Origin of the sequence: Thermacetogenium phaeum DSM 12270 (assembly GCF_000305935.1) — a bacterium.
GTDB lineage: Bacteria > Bacillota > DSM-12270 > Thermacetogeniales > Thermacetogeniaceae > Thermacetogenium > Thermacetogenium phaeum.
The window spans coordinates 2420323-2437803 of sequence record NC_018870.1; the positions used below are offsets into that span (position 1 = coordinate 2420323).

Genomic DNA, 17481 nt, shown 5'->3' on the forward strand with positions numbered 1-17481 from the left:
ACTCATGAAAAATTGTTAATAAGTGATTATCATTTAATGATTTACATCGTTTTTTATTAATTTCCTGCTCAGCAAACTCACTTTTAACCCATATTGAGCTCCCCCCAACAGGCTGTTACATCCGGCCGGTCGCCATCTCAAGCGTCATTTTCCAATTGCCACAAGCTTACCGCTACCCGGCAACCTGGCCCAACAAATAGCTTTATTGCCTCATTTCTCTCTGATAACCTTCACAATACCCCTTTCTCCGTCAATTATCAGGTGGTCTCCGGTCTCTATTTCTGCGATGTTGATGCGATCGACCATCGGCAAATCGGCAACTATAGCCCCGATCACCACGACCGAATCAGCTTCGGCATTAACGATACCTGTAGGACCAACCCCGTTTCTGACAAGGTCATAGAGCATATAGGAACCGCCTGTGGAACCCTTCGCCGACGGAAAGACCAGGATCTTCCCTTTCAGGCACTGCCCCTCAATTTCATGGCCTCTCTCAATCACATAACCGGTTTTGGGGTTGATACTGCCCATGAAGGAGATGGGATCTCTGGTCACCAGCGCTTCACCTTCGGCTGTGCCTTCAACGATTTTACGACCTGTCAAGACCTTTGTGATCATGCCTTACCACTCCAGTATCCCTTAATCGCCGCATCAACACACTCTTCGATCTCCAGAAGCCCCGTCTTCAAGTTCCAAAGCCCCGGAGCGTAATGGGCAAGCTTTCCAGAATTCGTCAGCAGCTTCTTATAGCCTTTGGTGCTCGTCGGCGCCAGCACCGGACAGGTATCGCAAATAATTCTCGCTCCGGCTTTTTCAATTATCTCCGTCAACCCCATTTTGTCTGCCAGGACCTTGGTCTGCCTGGCCGTACAAACCCAGAACTCCGCCTTCACTTTTTTCCCCTCAAGGAGCCGGGCCACCTTACCGATTTCCACTATCGAACAGTGAGGGCAACCGATAACCACAAAGTCCACATCACCGTTAATGGTGAATTTTTCAACGACTTCTCGATATTCCTTGCGCCCGAATATAATGGGCTCCTGCTTCCCGATAACCGCATCCGCAGTCGGTGCTTCCGGTGTGACTCCCACTATGTGATAAAGGGCTACTGCACCAGATGAAGCGATGGCTGCACTCAAGGCCTTGAGGTTTTCCAACGTGGGTCGCCATTTGATCCCCTCAAAGACGGGAACATCCCTTCCCGCTATCCGGCCGGCAAAGTAACCGAGAACAGCATAATCTTTGTCAGTTTTCAACTCCATGTCAACCCTGATCAGGTATTTCCCTTTGCGGTTTTCTTCGAGATGAAAACCGTACTCCGGGACCCTTCCCGTTACGGCAGCCGCCAGTGCGCTGGGGCCACCCTCTCTGTTGGTGCGCGCCCCGACTACCGAGTTGACATAAGCTACCGCAGAGGATTCACCCCAGGCAATGTGCTCTCCCATGGCCGGAATGTTGCCCGTCAAGTATGGGGCACAGGTATAGGTAGCTATTGCTCCCATTTTCTGGTAGGCGTCAAGCAGTTCGATCTGTTTTAGGGCAAAGCACCGCGGAAAGTGATACTCCAGTTCTTCCCAGCGCTCAGAATCGATCCCGATGGTGTTGAGGGTCACCGGGATCGTGAAGCGCCCCTCCCTGCTGGCATCCTTCACAAAGTTCAAACCAGCATCTCCCGCGACCCGGTAGGATACGCCGGGAGAATGGACATTCTTGATCTTCAGCATTCTTTCGGCGCCGTAGATCTCACCCAGAGCTACCAGTATCTTCAGGGATTTCCGAACTACCTCGCCGTACTCACCGTCAAGCATCCTCTTCTCTTCGTCGGTTAACTGCATCTTTGCTCCCCTTTGACCTGTTCTTATATGCCGCGTCTGACAGATTAGTGGCAATGACTAAATACGATTTTCGATTACTGTGCAACTCTTCTTGCTATTAGCTCACACATTTGTAGCTGACATTATTTGCGGCGTGTTTGTAAATTGTGGTACCCTACCCGGGATCGCGCCTCACGCAGCGTAGCCCCGTTTTTTACTTCCCGGACAATAATCTCTTCTTTTTCGGCTATCTCCCTGGCTACATCCAATACTTCAGCGGCTTTCTCCTGGGGTATAACCACAACTCCGGTGTCGTCGCCGAGCATGATATCTCCGGGTTTGACCAGCACTCCGGAAATCGCCACCGGCACATTAACAGCATCTACCTGAACCCGGTCCTTGCCGGTCACCATATAAAAGCCCTTGGTAAAGATAGGATAACGCAGCTCACGAATACCGCTTATATCCCTGCAGACCCCGTCGATAACCGTACCGGCGACCCCTTTGCGGGATGCGGTCAGCGACATCAGGTCACCCCAAACGGTGCAGTATTCCCGTCCGGCGTTGTCAATCACGACAACCTGCCCCGGCTCGACGTCATCCAGGAAGTCCCCCACAGTTCCCTTAACCACGCCGCAGGGAACGTAATGCACTGTAAAGGCCGGCCCGCACATGGTGACACCGGGAACAATCGGCTTAATACCCAATAAACCTCCGCTAATTCCCAATCTGTCAAGAGCATCGGAAACGCTGGTCGTATCCAGTTCTTTGAAAGCCTTAATGAGATCCGGATCCGTTTTTCCGACACTTGCAGCCATTAGACTCCCTCCTTTAAAAAGTTTTGAAAGAAGTTATTTAGAGCTTTTCATCTGCAGCAGCTTGTCGAACCCGTATATCTCCAGAGTGGTCTTTCCCTGGCGGAGCAGTTCCCTTACCTTCTCCTCCCTGGCAGCTATCCCCCTGGCCCGCTCCAAAACCTCCCCGGCCTTCTCCCGGGGCACGACAACCACGCCGTCGCGATCCCCTACGACAATGTCACCTGGTCTGACGACAACCCCTCCGCACTGGATCACTTCGTTGATGGTGCCCACGCTCTCCTTGACCGTACCTCCTGGATTAAAGGCCCGACAGAAGAGAGGCAACCCCAGCTCTTCAATATCGCCGGAATCACGGCAGGCGCCGTCGATAACCACACCGGCAAGCCCTCTCTCCTGGCAGGCGATGGCCATGATTTCCCCGAACGGCCCCGCCCCGACGTAGGCATGGGCATCGATCACCAGAACCGATCCCGGCTCCGCCTCATAAATTGCCTTGTGTATCGTCAGGTTATCTCCGGGCTGACAGCGCACGGTCACCGCAGGGCCGGCCATTTTGGTTTTGGGATCAATCGGTTTGATCGCTGGGTCCATGTTTCCGCTCTTACCGTTGGCATCACAGACATTACCCGTCGGCAGCTTCATAAAACTCTGGATATCTTCCCGACTCAACGACATTCTCAACACTTCCTTGGCCGTTATTGCTTGAAAGTAACCTTCTCTATTTCAGCATTTTTTCATAGTTATACTTGGTGTCTACTTCCAGCATAGAACGCCCGGCACGGATCTCGGCGATCATGCTCTCCTCTTTTTCGAAGAGTTCTTCGGCCTTCTCCACCACTTCGTCGAGCCTCTCCTGGGGTATGATGACGACCCCGCTGCGGTCGGCGATAACCACATCTCCCGGACGGACCTGAACACCGCCGAACTGGATCAGAACGTTGGTGGCCTCCTCCATGATCCTTCCTCTGGCCGTAGCCACAACCGAGCCCCGAGCGTAAACCGGGAACTTGATTGCGACGTAATCATCGACATCACGGCAGGCGCCGTCGATCACCACTCCGGAAACGCCCTTCATCTGGGCACCGTTTGCCAGGATTCCCCCCCAGCACGAAGTATCCAGACGCCCTCCGTTGTCGACTACGATGACATCCCCCGGCTCTGCGGCCTCAATGGCCTTCACCCCCAGGTGATGCTTGCTCTTGGTCAACCCGGCGGCCGTAAGCTTTACGGTAACCGCTTTTCCCACGATTTTGGACGCACCCTCCCAGATCGGCCGAATTCCGTAGGTGGCCCCTTTAAGCCCGAGGGCATCGAGCGCATCCGCAACATTGGTTGTCGACAGCCTTTCGAGACGTTGGCGATACCGCTCATCCAACGGCAATCTAATCATCTCCCGTGATCATATTTCTCATCGGCTTTGGGCATGTCTCAAAGGTTCATCCTGCCCGGGGCAGTCCCCTCATACAAAGCTCCATGCCCATTAAGATTATATGTTAATGTGTTTAGGGGGGGGCTTTGTTAAAGCTTCTCCGTCTTCACTACCAGCTCACCGTCTGGGCCCCGATAAACAACCAGCCTTTTGACCCAATCACTGCCGGTAGCCGGAAAATCCTCCCGGTAATGCGTGCCCCGGCTCTCTTCTCTGGCTAACGCCGCCGAAGCCAGGATCTCGCCCACCAGGAGACGGTTAATCAGCATCTGGCTCTGCGCCTGTCGTTTTTGGGCGTCGATAAATTCTAAAACCTTTTTCAGACCTTGAGCCCTGCGCACTACGGTCAGTTCCCGATAATAGAGATATGCGCTTTTTTCTAGAATTGCTTCCTCACCGGCCTGAGGGGACACTCCCTCGATCTTCACAGGCAATCCCTTTGGCGCATGCCGGCAGGTGCCCTTCTCTTTGAAGCACAAGGCTGCTTCCGCGGCCTTTCTTCCCGCCCGGTAGCCGAACACCTGGGTGTCGATCAGGTTGTTCCCTCCGGGGCGGTCCGAGCCGTGGACTCCGCCGGTAACTTCACCCGCCGCATAGAGCCCTTCTACACCTGTGAAGCCGTCGGCATCGATCAAGACTCCACCATTGAAGTTCTGCACGACCAGGCCGAGTTCAATCGTTTCTCGGGCCAGATCGACCCCGGCATTCTTCAGGAACTCATAGGTGATGGGAGCCTTTACCCTTAAGACCTCCTCTCCCGCATGGGTCACATCAAAAATTATCCCGTCATCTGGCGTCCCCCGACCCTCCAAGATCTCTTTAAATATCGCTATATCCAGGTACATGGCGATCGTCCGCACCGAAAAGGGATAGGACATTGCCTTGGCGTCGACTACTTCCCCGACATCGACGCCTGTGGGACAGTAACGCCCCAAAAACTCTTCACCCAGTGCGTTTGTGAGTTTCGGCCGGAGACGCCACATATGGCTGTGGATAATGAACTTTATCCTCGGCTTCACCACGGCAGGCCCGATCTGGAAAAACTCCATATTAACCAGCCGCGCCCCTGCCCGGTAGGCCATCGCCCATCCGTCACCTTCAACTGTCGGCGGGTTCACATTCTTTCTAAAGGCCCTTCCGGCCCCACCGGTAGCCAGCACCACCGCTCCTGCAGATACATGGAGCGGCTCCTCGCCGACCAAACCTACAGCCCCGCAGACGCGACCGTTGTCGTCTTGAACCAGATCCAGGATGCGGGCGTTTTCCAGAACGTTGACGCCGATTGCGGCATTGGCCTTTTTAAGGACGGCGACGATTTCCCGTCCGGTAGAACCGCCACAGGTTAAGGACCTCGCCTTGGTGCAACCGGATAACTTCCTCTGCACCGGCCGTCCGTCCCGGCTGTCAAATTGCAGGCCGAGGGCCATTAATTCTTCGATCCTGGCACACGCCTCTTCGGCAATGACCCTGCAAAGCACGGGATCGCTTAAGCCCCCGCCGGTTTCCAGCATATCCTGGAGATAGACTTCGGGGCTGTCCCCGTCACCCATGTAATTAAAGGGGGCGTTGATCCCTAAGCTCTCCGAAGCAATCAGATTGGTACTTCCACTCAGCCCATACTTGCCGGCCACGACAAGGGTTACGTTCAGCTCCGGGTGCCTTCGCTTCGCTTCATAGGCGGCGCGGCTTCCCGCCGCTCCGCCCCCGATTACCAAAACATCACACTTCAACTCAACCATGCTTTTCACCCAGCTTCTCGTTTTTCCGGCCGCTTATCTGCCTTATCTGCCCTTGCTCATGGAGACGGCGTTCTGCGGGCAGACTTCCATGCACATTCCGCAGCCATCGCATACCTCGGGGTTGACTATCGCTCCCGCTTTCGTCAGCTTGATGGCAGCGTAGAAGCAGCTCCTGATGCAGGTACCGCATTTGTTGCACTTCTTGAAGTCTACTACCGCATGTACCCCTTCCGGCTCCCTCTCGATGTCTCTCGTCTTCAGTATGTTCGGCAGCGCCACCCCCCGAATCTCGTCCAGCGAGCTGTAGCCCTTGCTGTCCAGCCAGGCGTTGATGTTCTCTACCCACTTCTTGCTGATGTTGTAACCCTGCAGCATGATCCCCGCACCAGACTGCACCAGACTGGCCCCTACCATTGTGTAGCGGATGATGTCCTGCCAGTCCCATACTCCCAATCCGGCTATGATCGGAATGTTCAGCCTCCTCGCCGCCTGGCTCACTATCTTCAGCCCGTAGCCGATGAGGTAGGGCCCTCCCCAGCCTCCCATGGCTCCGGGACCAATCGGCCTGGCCGTCTCAATGTCAATCATGATCCCCGATAAGCGGGCCGAAAGATTGACCGCCATCGCTCCCGCTTTCTCCACTTCTTCCGCTATCGCTACCGGATCCGCTGCCTGCGGCGAAATCTTCACGCTGAACGGTTTCTTCAGTATCCCGGCACACAGTTTGGTGATCTCAGGACAGAGTTCTACCGCCCCAGCTCCCATCTTCACTCCCATGTCCGCCGCAAAGGGGCAGGAGACGTTCAGTTCTACCCAGTCCGCTTTGGTCTCATTGACCATCTTGCACATGGCCTCCCATTCGTCCATGGTCGCACCCGATAGGCTGGCCATGATTACCCCTTCGTCTCCTACCATGTCCTTCGCTTTGTTGATGTCGTCCATGTACTCTTCGTACCCATAGTGCGAGCACTCTTCCAGCGAGTGCAGGGTGAAGGCGTGCGGCAGTTCGTTCGGATACCCCGGGTAATCTTTGTAGTCAAACAGTTTGAACCGCGGCCGCGGAAATTTCCGCCCCAGTTTACCACTCTCGCCAAACAGCGACTTCGCTATGGCTCCCGCCGCACCTCCGTCAATACCCCTCTTCATCCCATACCTGTCCATCGTCGGAGTCGCCGATGCCAATATCACCGGATTCTTAAACTTTACTCCCGCTACTTCTACACTCAGATCCGCCATGTCTCTTCCTCCTTAGAGATTATTCACAGGATGATGCTGATGACGTTGATGGATGACGTTAATGAGATCTTGGAACAAACCTTTTTGCCGCTTGAGTACTGCTCCCCCCCGGCCCCAATCACTTCAAGAGGCTTCAAATGAAAACGGATGCTCGCGGATGAAAATAATCGATAGCTCCTGCTTTATACCCATCTCATACTTTGATTATACTTCTGGTATACAATTTCGTGTAAAAAATAAAGTTTCATCTCTCGAGCCTGATATCAATTGGATCTTGTTCGCTTAAGTCCTAGGGGGAACTCTCCTCTCCAAAAGCCGACTACCTACCGCACCCATACATTTAACCTGTTTCGCCGACAAGATCCGGATCTCCTGCCGGATCCCGAAAAATTTTTTAGAGAATTTTTTAGCGTAATTCTCTCATCCGCCCTTCCGGGCAACCCCTGTCAAAATCATAAAATCCAGGCTTCGATTGATTCGTTGTATACACTGTGTATGCTTTTGATATATTCCATTCGCCGCCGAAAATAAAACTCCTCCCTCCCTTCAAAAAATTTTTTAAATTTATTAGCACTCGAGCGGTAAGAGTGCTAAGAGCATTGCTAAGGACATAAGGAAAGAAATAATAACCGGCCTGCCGCCGGAACGGCAGGCCGCATCTGAGGCTGCGTCAAGCCGGGCGCTGCCGGCTCTAAAGCCCTTCCCCCTGGCCTTATTACCGTCCGCGCCTTCAGTCCTCCAGGATCCTGCCGTCGGTGCTGAGGGCAACCAACGCGGTACCATAGTTCCCTTTGGGTGCAGCTTGTCCCACCTTCGGAAGGAGGAAAGGCGAGAAGAAGCTTTCACAAGGATAAGAATTCGCAGTGCAGCCGGGGTTACCCTATCCCTGATAAAATATGGTATGATGGTATCGGGAAACGGCGGCCGCACTTACCTTACGCCGGCATCCGGAGGGGAAAGAGTGTACCTGGAGCGCTTCCAAGAAATCCTCAAAGAACTGCAGAAGGCCGTAGAGGAGGTCTACGGCCAGCGGCTGGTAACCCTGGCCGTTTTCGGCTCCGTGGGGCGCAATACGCCGCGCCCGGATTCAGACATCGATCTGTTGATCGTAGCGGACGACCTCCCCCCCGGCCGGATCAGGCGGGTAAGAGAGTTCGAACTGGTAGAGGAAAAACTGCAGCCGCTGCTGGAAAGAATGCGGCAAAAAGGAATCGAAACATCCCTCTCCCCCCTGATCAAGGAGCCTGGAGATGTCCTGAAAGGAAGCCTGATTTTTCTGGACATGCTGGACGACGCCCGTATTCTTTACGACAAAAACTCCTTCTTCCGAAACTATCTAATCGAACTGAGGAAAAGGCTCGACGAACTGGGAGCCAAAAAGGTATACAGGGGTGGTGCCTGGTACTGGGTGCTGAAAGAAAAATACAAGCCCGGTGAGGAGTTCGAAATATGACCAACAAAACCCTGGCCCAAAGCTATCTTCTGAAAGCAAGAAAAAGATTCAAGGTGCTCTCGGTGCTCCTAGAAGAGGATGCCTATTCGGACGTGGTGCGGGAAGCCCAGGAACTGGTAGAACTGGCCCTCAAGGGTATCTTGCGGCAGATCGGCGTCGAACCACCAAAACAGCATGATGTCGGAAGGCTGATCGTGGACTTCCGCTCCCGGCTACCCCAAGAGGTGGCCGCTAAGGCAAACAGGCTGGCGGAAATCTCCAAGTGGCTGCGTAAGGAGCGGGAGTTTTCCTTTTACGGGGATGTCGACTTCATTCCCACGGAAGAGTACACGCTGGAAGACGCCGAGCGGGCCATCGAAGACGCTGGGTTCGTTCTGGAAATGGCGATGAAGGTAATAACAGATTAAACATCCACCCCTGGAATCTCCCCCCTACCTCATTCCGAGGAGTATTACGAAGAGGCAAATAGAGTATCTGGGAAACTTCTACCGGTTTGTGCTTGAGCTCCTGAAATCGGGGTAGGGCGATGCTGTGACCCATCGCCCTTAATATCCTAATTTTTAGTTATTTTTCACCTCGTCCGTTACCCAGCTATCATCTAGATCATCTATCCAATCAAAAAAATGGCACTCTGCGCACATCACCTGGGACTGCTGATGCATGTTGTGGCACAAGTTACACTCTTGTTCCCCCAAATGTGAGTCATGAGGGTTTGATTCTTCAAAATCGGTTGCATCCTTAACGCTCTCCATATCATCATGGCATTTAAGACAAAACTCTTGCGAAAATTCACGCTTTTCCAGCGGTGTTTGATAATTCCCGGTTATATATTTGATCCCTTCCTCAAGCTGCGTTGACAGAGATGGCTCATGGCAGTCGTGGCACTCTAGCCCCTCCTCAGCGTGTTTGTTGACCAGAAGATTGCTGTCATTCCAGGAGTCGTAATAAGACATGATATGGCATGTAGCGCAGAAGGCTGGATGATCACCGGCTTTCATCATATAAATACCTCCACCTGCCCCAACGAGTATCACCAGCAGAGCTATTGCAAAAATCAGCCTTCTGTTAAAGATTCTTACGCGAAAACTTTGCCTCTCTCCATCGTTTTTTTTCACCGGAAACCCTCCCAATTCGTGCGTTCTCTTATCTGCTGTAGATAGGTTGCTTTATTGCTTTTTATCGCTGTCTTCTTTAATTCCAAAACCGGTCATGTTAAGTACATCCCACACTTTAATAGCTACATACAGATTAACCCGGGTCTCCATTGTGGAAAAATCTACTCCCAGTAACTCTTCTACCTTTTTTACACGATAATCCAGTGTGTTCACATGGATACATAAATGATCTGCAGTGCACTTCCAGTTTATATTATTATCCAGCAAGTGCCTTAAAGTATCCAATAGTTGGGTATTATTGGCTTGATCATAGTCCAATAGTTTACCCAAAGTATTTATTGTGTAAGATCTCAATAAATTAACATCAGCAGAAAAAATACAGGTAAATACACCCATTTCAGCAAACTGTTGAACAAATTTTTTCTTTCCCATCAGTCTTGCTAAAGCCATGGCAATACGTGCCTCATTAAAACTCTTGTGAAGCTCATTTAATATATAGGTCTGTCCGAAAGCAATAGAGATATCTTGTTCAAATATCCTGCTGACTATATCCCTGAATTTATAGCTATTCTGTATAATCTGATTGACCCACTCTGGGTCGACCTCCAGGGTATCTTTCTTATAACTGACCGGAAAAATGGCTATCATAGAATCATTCCAGAACAGTGGGATGATTTCCAGGCCAATTCTCTTAAGATGATGGGCGGTGTAGGAGCTAAGCAATTCCCAGTCAACCTTACTGTTGGCTTGATCAGCTTTCATAATGGCAGCCATATAAGGCTTATCAAGTTGGAGTTCCTGTTGGATCAATTTAAGGTAGTCCCTGATATTAAACTGGCTCTTAAAAAATAAATACTCTACTAATTCCTGCTTAAATCTCGTCTGGCTCTGTCTAAGCTTTTCCAGATTATAAAAATAGTATTTAACAGCTAACTTGGATTTATCATCTATATCAGCTATCGTCTGCGCCACCATTGATCTGGGAAGATTTTCGATAACTATATAGGCAGTACCCCGGGTCTCTCCGATGCGCAGGTAGAGATTTCTCTTATCGGCATCATAGTAATACTCCTGATCTTTCATTCCCCTTGGGAGTTCTATAAACAGATCATCAAGCCGTAATGGACTGCCCGGCTCATCTGGATAGTGAATTCTTCCAATAGCATCGGTAAACACCACCGGATATTTAATGGTCTTTCCCAAATGAGCAGCTATAAAAGAAAGCCCTTCTTCTAACATTCCATTCAATAAATAATAAACATCGGACGGTGCTTTTTTCTGCATAGGAGCCCACACTCCCTTAGATTTATCTTCATCATTTCTTTCGTCCAAAGCGGCAGGAAAATTTATATCCTTATTTATTCAAGCTGGCCATTAGAGGCTTATTGCTGTCTATCAGTCACCTATCTTCCAGAAAGATTGTTAGACGGTCTCTAGAGGGTCATAACCAAACTTAGGGAGCCCAAATGGCTGAGCTCCCATGCTCTGGATATTATTGCCTATACTAACCATTTTGCATAACACTCATGCCGGCGAGCCGTCCAAAAGTCAGGGCTCTGCCATGGCTGATTCCACAAACATTAATGGGGTAATCATAGAAGAAGAAATTACCCGAGGTGTTACCTGCCGCATACAGGCCGGGGATAACCTTATTCTCCTTGTCCAGCACCTGCAACTTTTCGTTGACCTTCAGCCCTCCCAAAGTAACTAGCAAACACACCGCCAGCTTGGCTGCATAGAATGGAGCTTTCTCTAGAGTCGTTAGACACTCAGGGCGTTTGCCGAAATCCAGGTCCTTCCCCAGCTTTGCCAGCTCGTTGTACCTTGCCACGGTGGCCTTGAAGGTCTCAACAGGTACCTCCATCTTCTGTGCCAGCTCATCAATCGTATTAGCACTTTTGATAATGCCTTTTTTAATGAGATCGTCAATTTCCTTGGGATCGTGGAGCGGCGGCTTCATCTCCTTGCATACAATATAGCCAAATCGGTCGACTTCTTCTGGCCACTTCGCATCCCACACAACCCATTTCATGCATCCAGGTTGTCTGAGCATACTATTTGAAACATAACCATAAGGAAGGTCTTCATTGGCAAACCGTTCACCAAGGATATTAATCCCCAACCAGGGCTGACGGGTAAGGGGTACCGGCTTATAGCCGGGTGGCATTCCATCCAATCCCTGGTCAAAATACATGGGAGCATGCGGACCTTCATCCATAGCCGCGCCAACCCAGAGGCCCATCTTGTGACCATCACCGGTATTGTTCTTGCTCGGATAAGTAATGCCGTAAATGTTCTCTGAGGAGGGTATATAGGTTTTTAACATTTCCGGGTCGTTAGCATAATCACCGGTACAGAGAATAACGCCTTTGCTAGCATTGAACTTGATATAGCCAGAGTCATTTTTTGCAATAACGCCGGTGACCCGGCCCTCACCTTTACGAATAAGCTGCACTGCCGGTGTCTTAAACCGTAGATCTACACCCAGATCTTTAATAGCACTCTCCAAAATATATCTCAGAGCATGTTGAGTGAGAAAATGCAGCTTCGGTTCCTGTGCCATAGCTTCTTCATTGGGAATAAACTCGCATGCAACTGTAGGGTAGTATTTGAAGTACGTTCCATTGATGACCTGTCTTTCTAACGCAACAGGTTTGGCCTCGATGCCGTACTTCTTACCCATATCTACTATCCAATCCATAGTTTCACCGCTATGATCCGCCCAAAGTGAAACCACACGCTGGTCAGCCTTATACCCTCCCCAGCGCATAACTTCATTAATTATCTCATCGCGGTTTATATTAATTCCGCTTTGCCGCTGAATCCGACTGCCAATTGCGCCATATTCCATCCCCCGGAAACCTGTGCAATTGCCCTTTTCCAGAAGCACAACTTTGGCTCCACCTTCGGCAGCGGCAATGGCAGCACATAAACCGGCCATGCCGGCCCCGCATACCACTACATCTGTTGTTACGGTTTCTTTGATCTCGCTGTCAGCTATAGGTGCCGGTGGTTTCATAAAACTCGGCTTTGCTTCTTCACCCGATATCTGAGATGACTGCGAGCCTTCCTCTGATCGGCCACACCCCGCTAATATGCCTGCACATGCCAACCCTGCTGATCCCAGGGTTGCCCCTTTAATAAAGGTACGGCGTGTAATTTTTCCCATGATCTGTGTCTCCTTTCTCTCATTACAAATTAAAAGCAAATACAGCCGTAAAATCCAACCGACCTTAAACACTATATTGGAGCCACAATCCATCCCCCCAACATCTTTATTGGCTCTATCATGTGGAACATTTAGCCATTTTATGGCTTTCGCAACAACCAGCTACAACAATAGCTATAATAATAAAGAGTAATAGAGAATTATATCAAACTTTTCGACATCCTTTGTGTTTTTACCCGAAAATAAAGCTTATTTACTTATGAATATCGCCAAAGTATAATTGGCGTATGACATCTTCACAAAAGACCGGATAATTTAAAAGGTCATCGTCCCTCTGGTAGCCATACTCAACCTCCTGCTAGGACTTTTTAGACAAGAAATTTGAGCTAACCGAGAAAAATTACCTCTTGCCGAATATTTGTCTTAATAACCGGGCATCCTTTCCTTTGAAAGGAGGCATGCTACCGTGAATGTAGGCACCGTAGACAGAATAGCACTTGTATTAGTTATTATTGGAGCAATTAACTGGTTACTGATTGGATTGGCAAGATTCAATTTAGTAGGAGCGATCTTCGGAGGGGATTTATCGGCATTCAGCAGGTTCATCTATGTACTGGTGGGGCTCTCGGGACTTTGGCTGATCAAATTATTCGTGACCCCACGAGAAATGGTAAATAATAAATCTTAACCCGGAAAAACAATCTCTGGCCAACTAAAATGGCAAGGGCGATTAACTTGCCCTTGCCATTCTCTTTTCTCATGGCGTCCCAGGAGGGATTCGAACCCCCGACCGACGGATTAGAAGACCCTTTTCGGGTATTCAGGCTTCTTCGATACATCTTGAAACCCTTGATATTATAGGATTTTTCATTAAGAAGCAATGACTTTATCCATAACTTTTTAAGACTTTGGGTAACAATATTCCCCGGGGCCTTATGGGACAGAGTTACATGAGATATTATTCTTTAGGTAATACTAAAGCCAACCCAGCTAGGCTGGTTAAATAAAACATCCATTGGAATCCCGGAGGCTGTTTTTCTCTTTATATTACGGATCAATCCTCACGCTTATCATCACGAGAAGGAATCTCCACGCTACAAATATTTTTAATGGGAATTATGATTTTTTCTACAAATTCAATATCAATTGGACCCTTATCCCCAAAGGTTATGACCTTGATATCCTTTTCATCCCCATCTAGAATGATTACATGTCTGTCAATATGCTCCAATTTGCCCTTGACTGCCTTTTTACAGCATTCCCCACAGAAAAATTCCACATTTACTTTCTTTTTGTGGAAATTATCTGTTAAGACACTAGAAAAAGCCTCAAAGGCATCCATCACGTCAGACATTTAATCGCCTCCCTAAAAAGTTTTCCTTTAAATATATGATGATTAAACCAGGATTATTACCGACCGATAGAAGATTATGGCAAGAATAAATTGTTAACATCGGGTCTTCAAATAGTTCCGTCCAGCGGGAAAATTCAAGGTTTGTGCTGATGATGCTTGCGCTCTCCGTCCGCTCCGCAATGAGCTTGAATAGTAACTCTGAGTGTCTGCGGTTGAAAGTAATGTATGAGAGGTCATCAACGATTAAAAGAGCCGCTTTGTTGATCCCCTGCTCGATGCGGCGCAGTTGGTATTTATCCTGGGCTTCGGCCAACTCCGGTGCCAGAGCCGGGGCTGTAATAAGCAGACCCGGTGGCCATCCCTGCAGACAGCAACACCTAAACCGATAGATAGATGCGTTTTGCCTGTACTGGGGTTGCCAACCATAATGACGTTTTGAGTAGCGATTCCGGTCAAAACGGACGGTGGAAAAAGGGTCAACATCCAGGATCTCCACATCGGCATAAGCCATCTGATATTTGGGGAGCACCGTAAGGGCTTGTTGTTCCACTGCGAAGGCCTCACCAACTGTCTGGCTGCGGTCACAGATCCGGTGCTCCTCGTAAATTCTGGCATGCTGTTAAAGGGATGTTGCTTAATTCTTCCCAGCTTTCAACCCGGGGCACAGGGGGCAGAAAACTACGCCTCACCCATCCAATAAGATTTTCTACTAACCCTTTCTCGTGGCCGGCACCGGCATTGCAAAACTCGCAAGCGTTACCGGGCCATAAAGGGGTGGACTACCGTAGACGGTGTGGCTGTGTGGGAACACCAAGAAGCAATGTAGCTGGCCGACTGACGCGGTGCGCGGGTGGCGGAGTTAGACACAGGCTTCTACATAGACGCAATCTGGTTCAAAAATTTTGTGAACGTCTATTGGATCCCGCCGGGCAAGCGCGTGACGGTGGTCAAGATATGGCAGCGTTCTGAGGGAAACAAAGACAAAATGGTGCTGTGGAAAGAGAGTTTCACTTCGTGAGGGGGTCTGAGGAAAACCGAGCTTCGCACTTTCAGGTTAGAATCGGCCCAACCTATTCTCACGAAAGATGGTGATTGGGGCAAGCCTTCACCGGCCCGCCCCGCGGATGATGGTTGAGAGAGCGCTGTTAGAAGAGAGAGAACAAGAAGGAGAGAACAAAACCCTCGTGCTGAGCGAAAGAAGTCGCCGAGTTCCGCGGCCTTGTCAAACAGGCCCGCTGGGTCTGGCCCTACCACGACAGGGTCCAGACTGAGTGGGCGATTGAGCCGCTCCCTACGCTTTTTAGAAAAGCGGTTCTTCTAAAAGCCTGAAGAGGCCGGGCGGTTTCGCCGGTTTTTTTGGCACACACAGCTACAAGCCCACGAGTATCCGCACCCTATCTTCCACCAGTATCATCGCTTCGGCAGAGACCCTGCCAAGTTTGGCTACCAGCTTCTCAGTTGAGACCGAACGGATGTCCTCGCACTTTACGAAGCTTGTTGCCTTTACGCCCCCCTCAGGGGGATCCACCTTCACGTGAAGCGGTATACCTTTGTCTTTTGAGGTCATCGGCAAAACGATCACAAGTCCTGCTGGCCCTGTGTTGAAGGCATCTACCGAGATCACCAGGGCCGGACGCTTCCCGGCCTGTTCGTGCCCGCGGACAGGGTCCAGGTCCACCAGCCAGACTTCGCCGCGCAGCGGGGAGGCCATCACTCGCTGCCCTCCAGGCCGTCAGCCAGGGGCGCCTCCCACTCCCTGCGCTCGGCGACCTCTTCATCCCACTTTTCCGGATCGCTCCTCAAGGCCGCATAAGCCTTGTTGGCCCTCTCAAGCAGCCACTGGCGGCGGTACGCTTCCACAGCCCGCTCCAGCACGCCCTGCATCGTTTCCCCCGTCTGCTCCGCGATCTCCTTCAGTGCCTTCCACGCCCTGTTGCTGACTCGCACGGTGGACGGCACGGCCTATCCCTCCTTAGACAGCATTGTTTCCATTTTAGCATACCTTTTTGTGTACATTTTAGTCAACTAAAGTTCTCTTCGGGACGACCTCTGGAAGCCGTTGGTATTGCACACGCCCATACGTCAAAGATCTCCGACAGAAAGTGTTTTTGTCCGATGTAGTCGAAAAGCCGACCGGAGGCAGCTTCCCTTCCGACCTGAAGCTGGGCACCACTACCTGGTGCCCCTACTGCGGCGGGGTTAAAGGGTTTGTCTGGGACACGGATGCTTTTACCTCTAGGTACCCCAACTGCGGCGTTTCAACGGAGGACTCCTATGTCTGCGTCTGCAGCTCTGGTCCGGTGAAGGGGGGCAGGGCCAGCACAAGGGTCTCTGCTTCGACGCCGCCGTGAGGGGCTCCAGCAAGCGTCCGGCGCGGACCCTAAAGCCGAAGCAGCCGGGACCAGAACCGGGACCGGACGCTTCCGTCCCCCAGGAAGAAAGCGCCTGGATCGGTGTATTGTCAGAAGCAATACGGAGGCCTAAAATGGAAGCGGGTGCAGTTGGCGAAAGCAAAGCGTTTCGAGTGGGATTCCCGCAACGTAAACCACATTGCCAGGCACAATGTGAAACCGGAGGAAGTTGAAGAGGTCTTCCTCAGCAGGCCTTTGATCCGCAAGGCTCGGTCAGGCTTGAAGGTGGCGATGGGGCGGACAGATGCGGGGCACTACCTTTTCGTTGTTTTTGCCTTGAAGTCTAGCGATGTGATCCGTGTGATCACTGCGAGGGATATGAGCACCTCTGAAAGGCGTTATTACCGGAGGGAGAGAGGTGAATGAAGCGCATGGCCAAGAAGAAAGAATTACCGGAGTTTAAAGGTGACGAAATACCGGAGTTCGCCAGCGAGGAAGAAGCCGCCGAGTTTTTTGACAGGCACAGCTTTGCGGAGGCTATGGAGCGGGGTGTGCTGGCGCCCGATGACCCTGCAGAGCCCGACCCGGAGCTTGCCGCCACGTCCAAAACAAAGCGCGTAACCCTGCGTTTGCGGGTGTCCCAGATAGAGGCGGCCAAGGAAATCGCCAAAAGGAAGGACATCCCCTACCAGACCCTGCTGCGATCCTGGATAGCAGAAGGGATACGCAGGGAGATGGAGGGCAAGGGATAAGGAACGAGAAACCCCGGAAACTGAGGCAAGCCCCGGCTTTGAAGCCGGGCTTTCTTCTTTTACATGCCCAGCATGGGCGAAGGCTTACAGGTGAAAGTCCCGAACGACGAAGGTGGCAGTAGTCGTTAGCTTAAGGCAAAGGTGTCCGTTGTGAGGCGGAATCCGATTGGTGTGCCGGCGGCAAACCTCCGGCCCCAACGAACAGGAACCGGCAAGCAAGCTAGCAGCAGTTGGATGAGCACGAGTAGAGG

At 51.0% G+C, this 17481-nt stretch carries 21 protein-coding genes; 6 read left to right on the forward strand and 15 right to left on the reverse strand.

Annotation, left to right across the window (positions count from 1 at the left end):
• Positions 1–210 precede the first annotated feature (210 nt).
• The 7 genes from TPH_RS11925 to TPH_RS11955 form a co-directional block, all read right to left on the reverse strand.
• The gene (locus TPH_RS11925) at positions 211–618 is read right to left on the reverse strand and encodes an aconitase X swivel domain-containing protein (protein WP_015051448.1); all 408 of its coding nucleotides are present in this window, start codon (positions 616–618) and stop codon (positions 211–213) included.
• Positions 615–1835, reverse strand: coding sequence for an aconitase X (locus TPH_RS11930; RefSeq protein ID WP_015051449.1), 1221 nt, complete (start codon positions 1833–1835; stop codon positions 615–617). Before TPH_RS11930 ends, TPH_RS11925 begins: the two co-directional genes overlap by 4 nt.
• Positions 1836–1957: 122 nt before the next feature.
• Entirely contained in the window at positions 1958–2632 is a 675-nt protein-coding gene (locus TPH_RS11935; protein WP_015051450.1) for an RraA family protein, read from the reverse strand.
• A gap of 33 nt (positions 2633–2665) precedes the next feature.
• The gene (locus tag TPH_RS11940; RefSeq protein WP_015051451.1) at positions 2666–3307 is read right to left on the reverse strand and encodes a 4-carboxy-4-hydroxy-2-oxoadipate aldolase/oxaloacetate decarboxylase; all 642 of its coding nucleotides are present in this window, start codon (positions 3305–3307) and stop codon (positions 2666–2668) included.
• A 43-nt stretch (positions 3308–3350) separates the two neighbouring features.
• Entirely contained in the window at positions 3351–4013 is a 663-nt protein-coding gene (locus tag TPH_RS11945) for an RraA family protein (RefSeq protein WP_015051452.1), read from the reverse strand.
• Positions 4014–4150: 137 nt separating this feature from the next.
• Positions 4151–5800: an L-aspartate oxidase gene (locus tag TPH_RS11950; protein WP_028991313.1), complete on the reverse strand. Its 1650-nt coding sequence runs from the start codon at positions 5798–5800 to the stop codon at positions 4151–4153.
• Positions 5801–5842: 42 nt separating this feature from the next.
• Positions 5843–7036, reverse strand: coding sequence for a 4Fe-4S binding protein (locus TPH_RS11955; protein ID WP_015051454.1), 1194 nt, complete (start codon positions 7034–7036; stop codon positions 5843–5845).
• Positions 7037–7997: 961 nt separating this feature from the next.
• Between TPH_RS11955 and TPH_RS11960 the strand changes: the two genes are divergently transcribed.
• Both TPH_RS11960 and TPH_RS11965 read left to right on the forward strand, forming a co-directional pair.
• Positions 7998–8489: a nucleotidyltransferase domain-containing protein gene (locus TPH_RS11960; RefSeq protein ID WP_015051455.1), complete on the forward strand. Its 492-nt coding sequence runs from the start codon at positions 7998–8000 to the stop codon at positions 8487–8489.
• Complete coding sequence (locus TPH_RS11965) at positions 8486–8896, forward strand: HEPN domain-containing protein (RefSeq protein ID WP_015051456.1); 411 nt, start codon at positions 8486–8488, stop codon at positions 8894–8896. Before TPH_RS11960 ends, TPH_RS11965 begins: the two co-directional genes overlap by 4 nt.
• A gap of 153 nt (positions 8897–9049) precedes the next feature.
• On the opposite strand, the gene TPH_RS11970 is transcribed toward TPH_RS11965, so the two are convergent.
• From TPH_RS11970 to TPH_RS11980, 3 genes are all read right to left on the reverse strand, one after another.
• Entirely contained in the window at positions 9050–9604 is a 555-nt protein-coding gene (locus TPH_RS11970; protein ID WP_015051457.1) for a cytochrome c3, read from the reverse strand.
• A 51-nt stretch (positions 9605–9655) separates the two neighbouring features.
• Positions 9656–10888: a PucR family transcriptional regulator gene (locus tag TPH_RS11975; protein ID WP_015051458.1), complete on the reverse strand. Its 1233-nt coding sequence runs from the start codon at positions 10886–10888 to the stop codon at positions 9656–9658.
• Positions 10889–11108: 220 nt separating this feature from the next.
• Entirely contained in the window at positions 11109–12773 is a 1665-nt protein-coding gene (locus TPH_RS11980; RefSeq protein WP_015051459.1) for an FAD-dependent oxidoreductase, read from the reverse strand.
• Between the two features lie 466 nt (positions 12774–13239).
• Here TPH_RS11980 and TPH_RS11985 point away from each other — a divergent pair, with 466 nt between their 5' ends.
• Complete coding sequence (locus tag TPH_RS11985; protein WP_015051460.1) at positions 13240–13461, forward strand: DUF378 domain-containing protein; 222 nt, start codon at positions 13240–13242, stop codon at positions 13459–13461.
• 366 nt (positions 13462–13827) lie between these two features.
• Here the strand turns inward: TPH_RS11985 and TPH_RS11990 are convergent, their stop codons facing one another.
• The 5 genes from TPH_RS11990 to TPH_RS12005 all read right to left on the reverse strand — a co-directional run bounded on the left by TPH_RS11990 (position 13828) and on the right by TPH_RS12005 (position 16086).
• On the reverse strand, positions 13828–14127 hold the full coding sequence (locus TPH_RS11990; protein ID WP_015051462.1) for a hypothetical protein: 300 nt from the start codon (positions 14125–14127) through the stop codon (positions 13828–13830).
• Positions 14120–14473, reverse strand: coding sequence for an ATP-binding protein (locus TPH_RS16635; protein ID WP_456243261.1), 354 nt, complete (start codon positions 14471–14473; stop codon positions 14120–14122). Before TPH_RS16635 ends, TPH_RS11990 begins: the two co-directional genes overlap by 8 nt.
• Positions 14371–14742 (reverse strand): ATP-binding protein, encoded by a 372-nt coding sequence (locus TPH_RS16640; RefSeq protein WP_155990803.1) that lies wholly within the window; start codon positions 14740–14742, stop codon positions 14371–14373. The genes TPH_RS16635 and TPH_RS16640 overlap by 103 nt, the downstream gene beginning before the upstream one ends.
• 754 nt (positions 14743–15496) lie before the next feature.
• The gene (locus TPH_RS12000; RefSeq protein ID WP_015051464.1) at positions 15497–15838 is read right to left on the reverse strand and encodes a type II toxin-antitoxin system PemK/MazF family toxin; all 342 of its coding nucleotides are present in this window, start codon (positions 15836–15838) and stop codon (positions 15497–15499) included.
• Positions 15838–16086, reverse strand: coding sequence for a hypothetical protein (locus TPH_RS12005; RefSeq protein ID WP_015051465.1), 249 nt, complete (start codon positions 16084–16086; stop codon positions 15838–15840). The genes TPH_RS12000 and TPH_RS12005 overlap by 1 nt, the downstream gene beginning before the upstream one ends.
• Before the next feature lie 149 nt (positions 16087–16235).
• Here TPH_RS12005 and TPH_RS15230 point away from each other — a divergent pair, with 149 nt between their 5' ends.
• The 3 genes from TPH_RS15230 to TPH_RS12015 all read left to right on the forward strand — a co-directional run bounded on the left by TPH_RS15230 (position 16236) and on the right by TPH_RS12015 (position 17230).
• Positions 16236–16478 (forward strand): hypothetical protein, encoded by a 243-nt coding sequence (locus TPH_RS15230; protein ID WP_148275911.1) that lies wholly within the window; start codon positions 16236–16238, stop codon positions 16476–16478.
• A 144-nt stretch (positions 16479–16622) separates the two neighbouring features.
• Positions 16623–16904: a BrnT family toxin gene (locus tag TPH_RS12010; protein WP_015051466.1), complete on the forward strand. Its 282-nt coding sequence runs from the start codon at positions 16623–16625 to the stop codon at positions 16902–16904.
• Positions 16901–17230 carry a CopG family antitoxin gene (locus tag TPH_RS12015; RefSeq protein WP_015051467.1) on the forward strand — a complete coding sequence of 110 codons (330 nt, stop codon included), beginning with the start codon at positions 16901–16903 and terminating at the stop codon, positions 17228–17230. The genes TPH_RS12010 and TPH_RS12015 overlap by 4 nt, the downstream gene beginning before the upstream one ends.
• Positions 17231–17481: the final 251 nt, after the last annotated feature.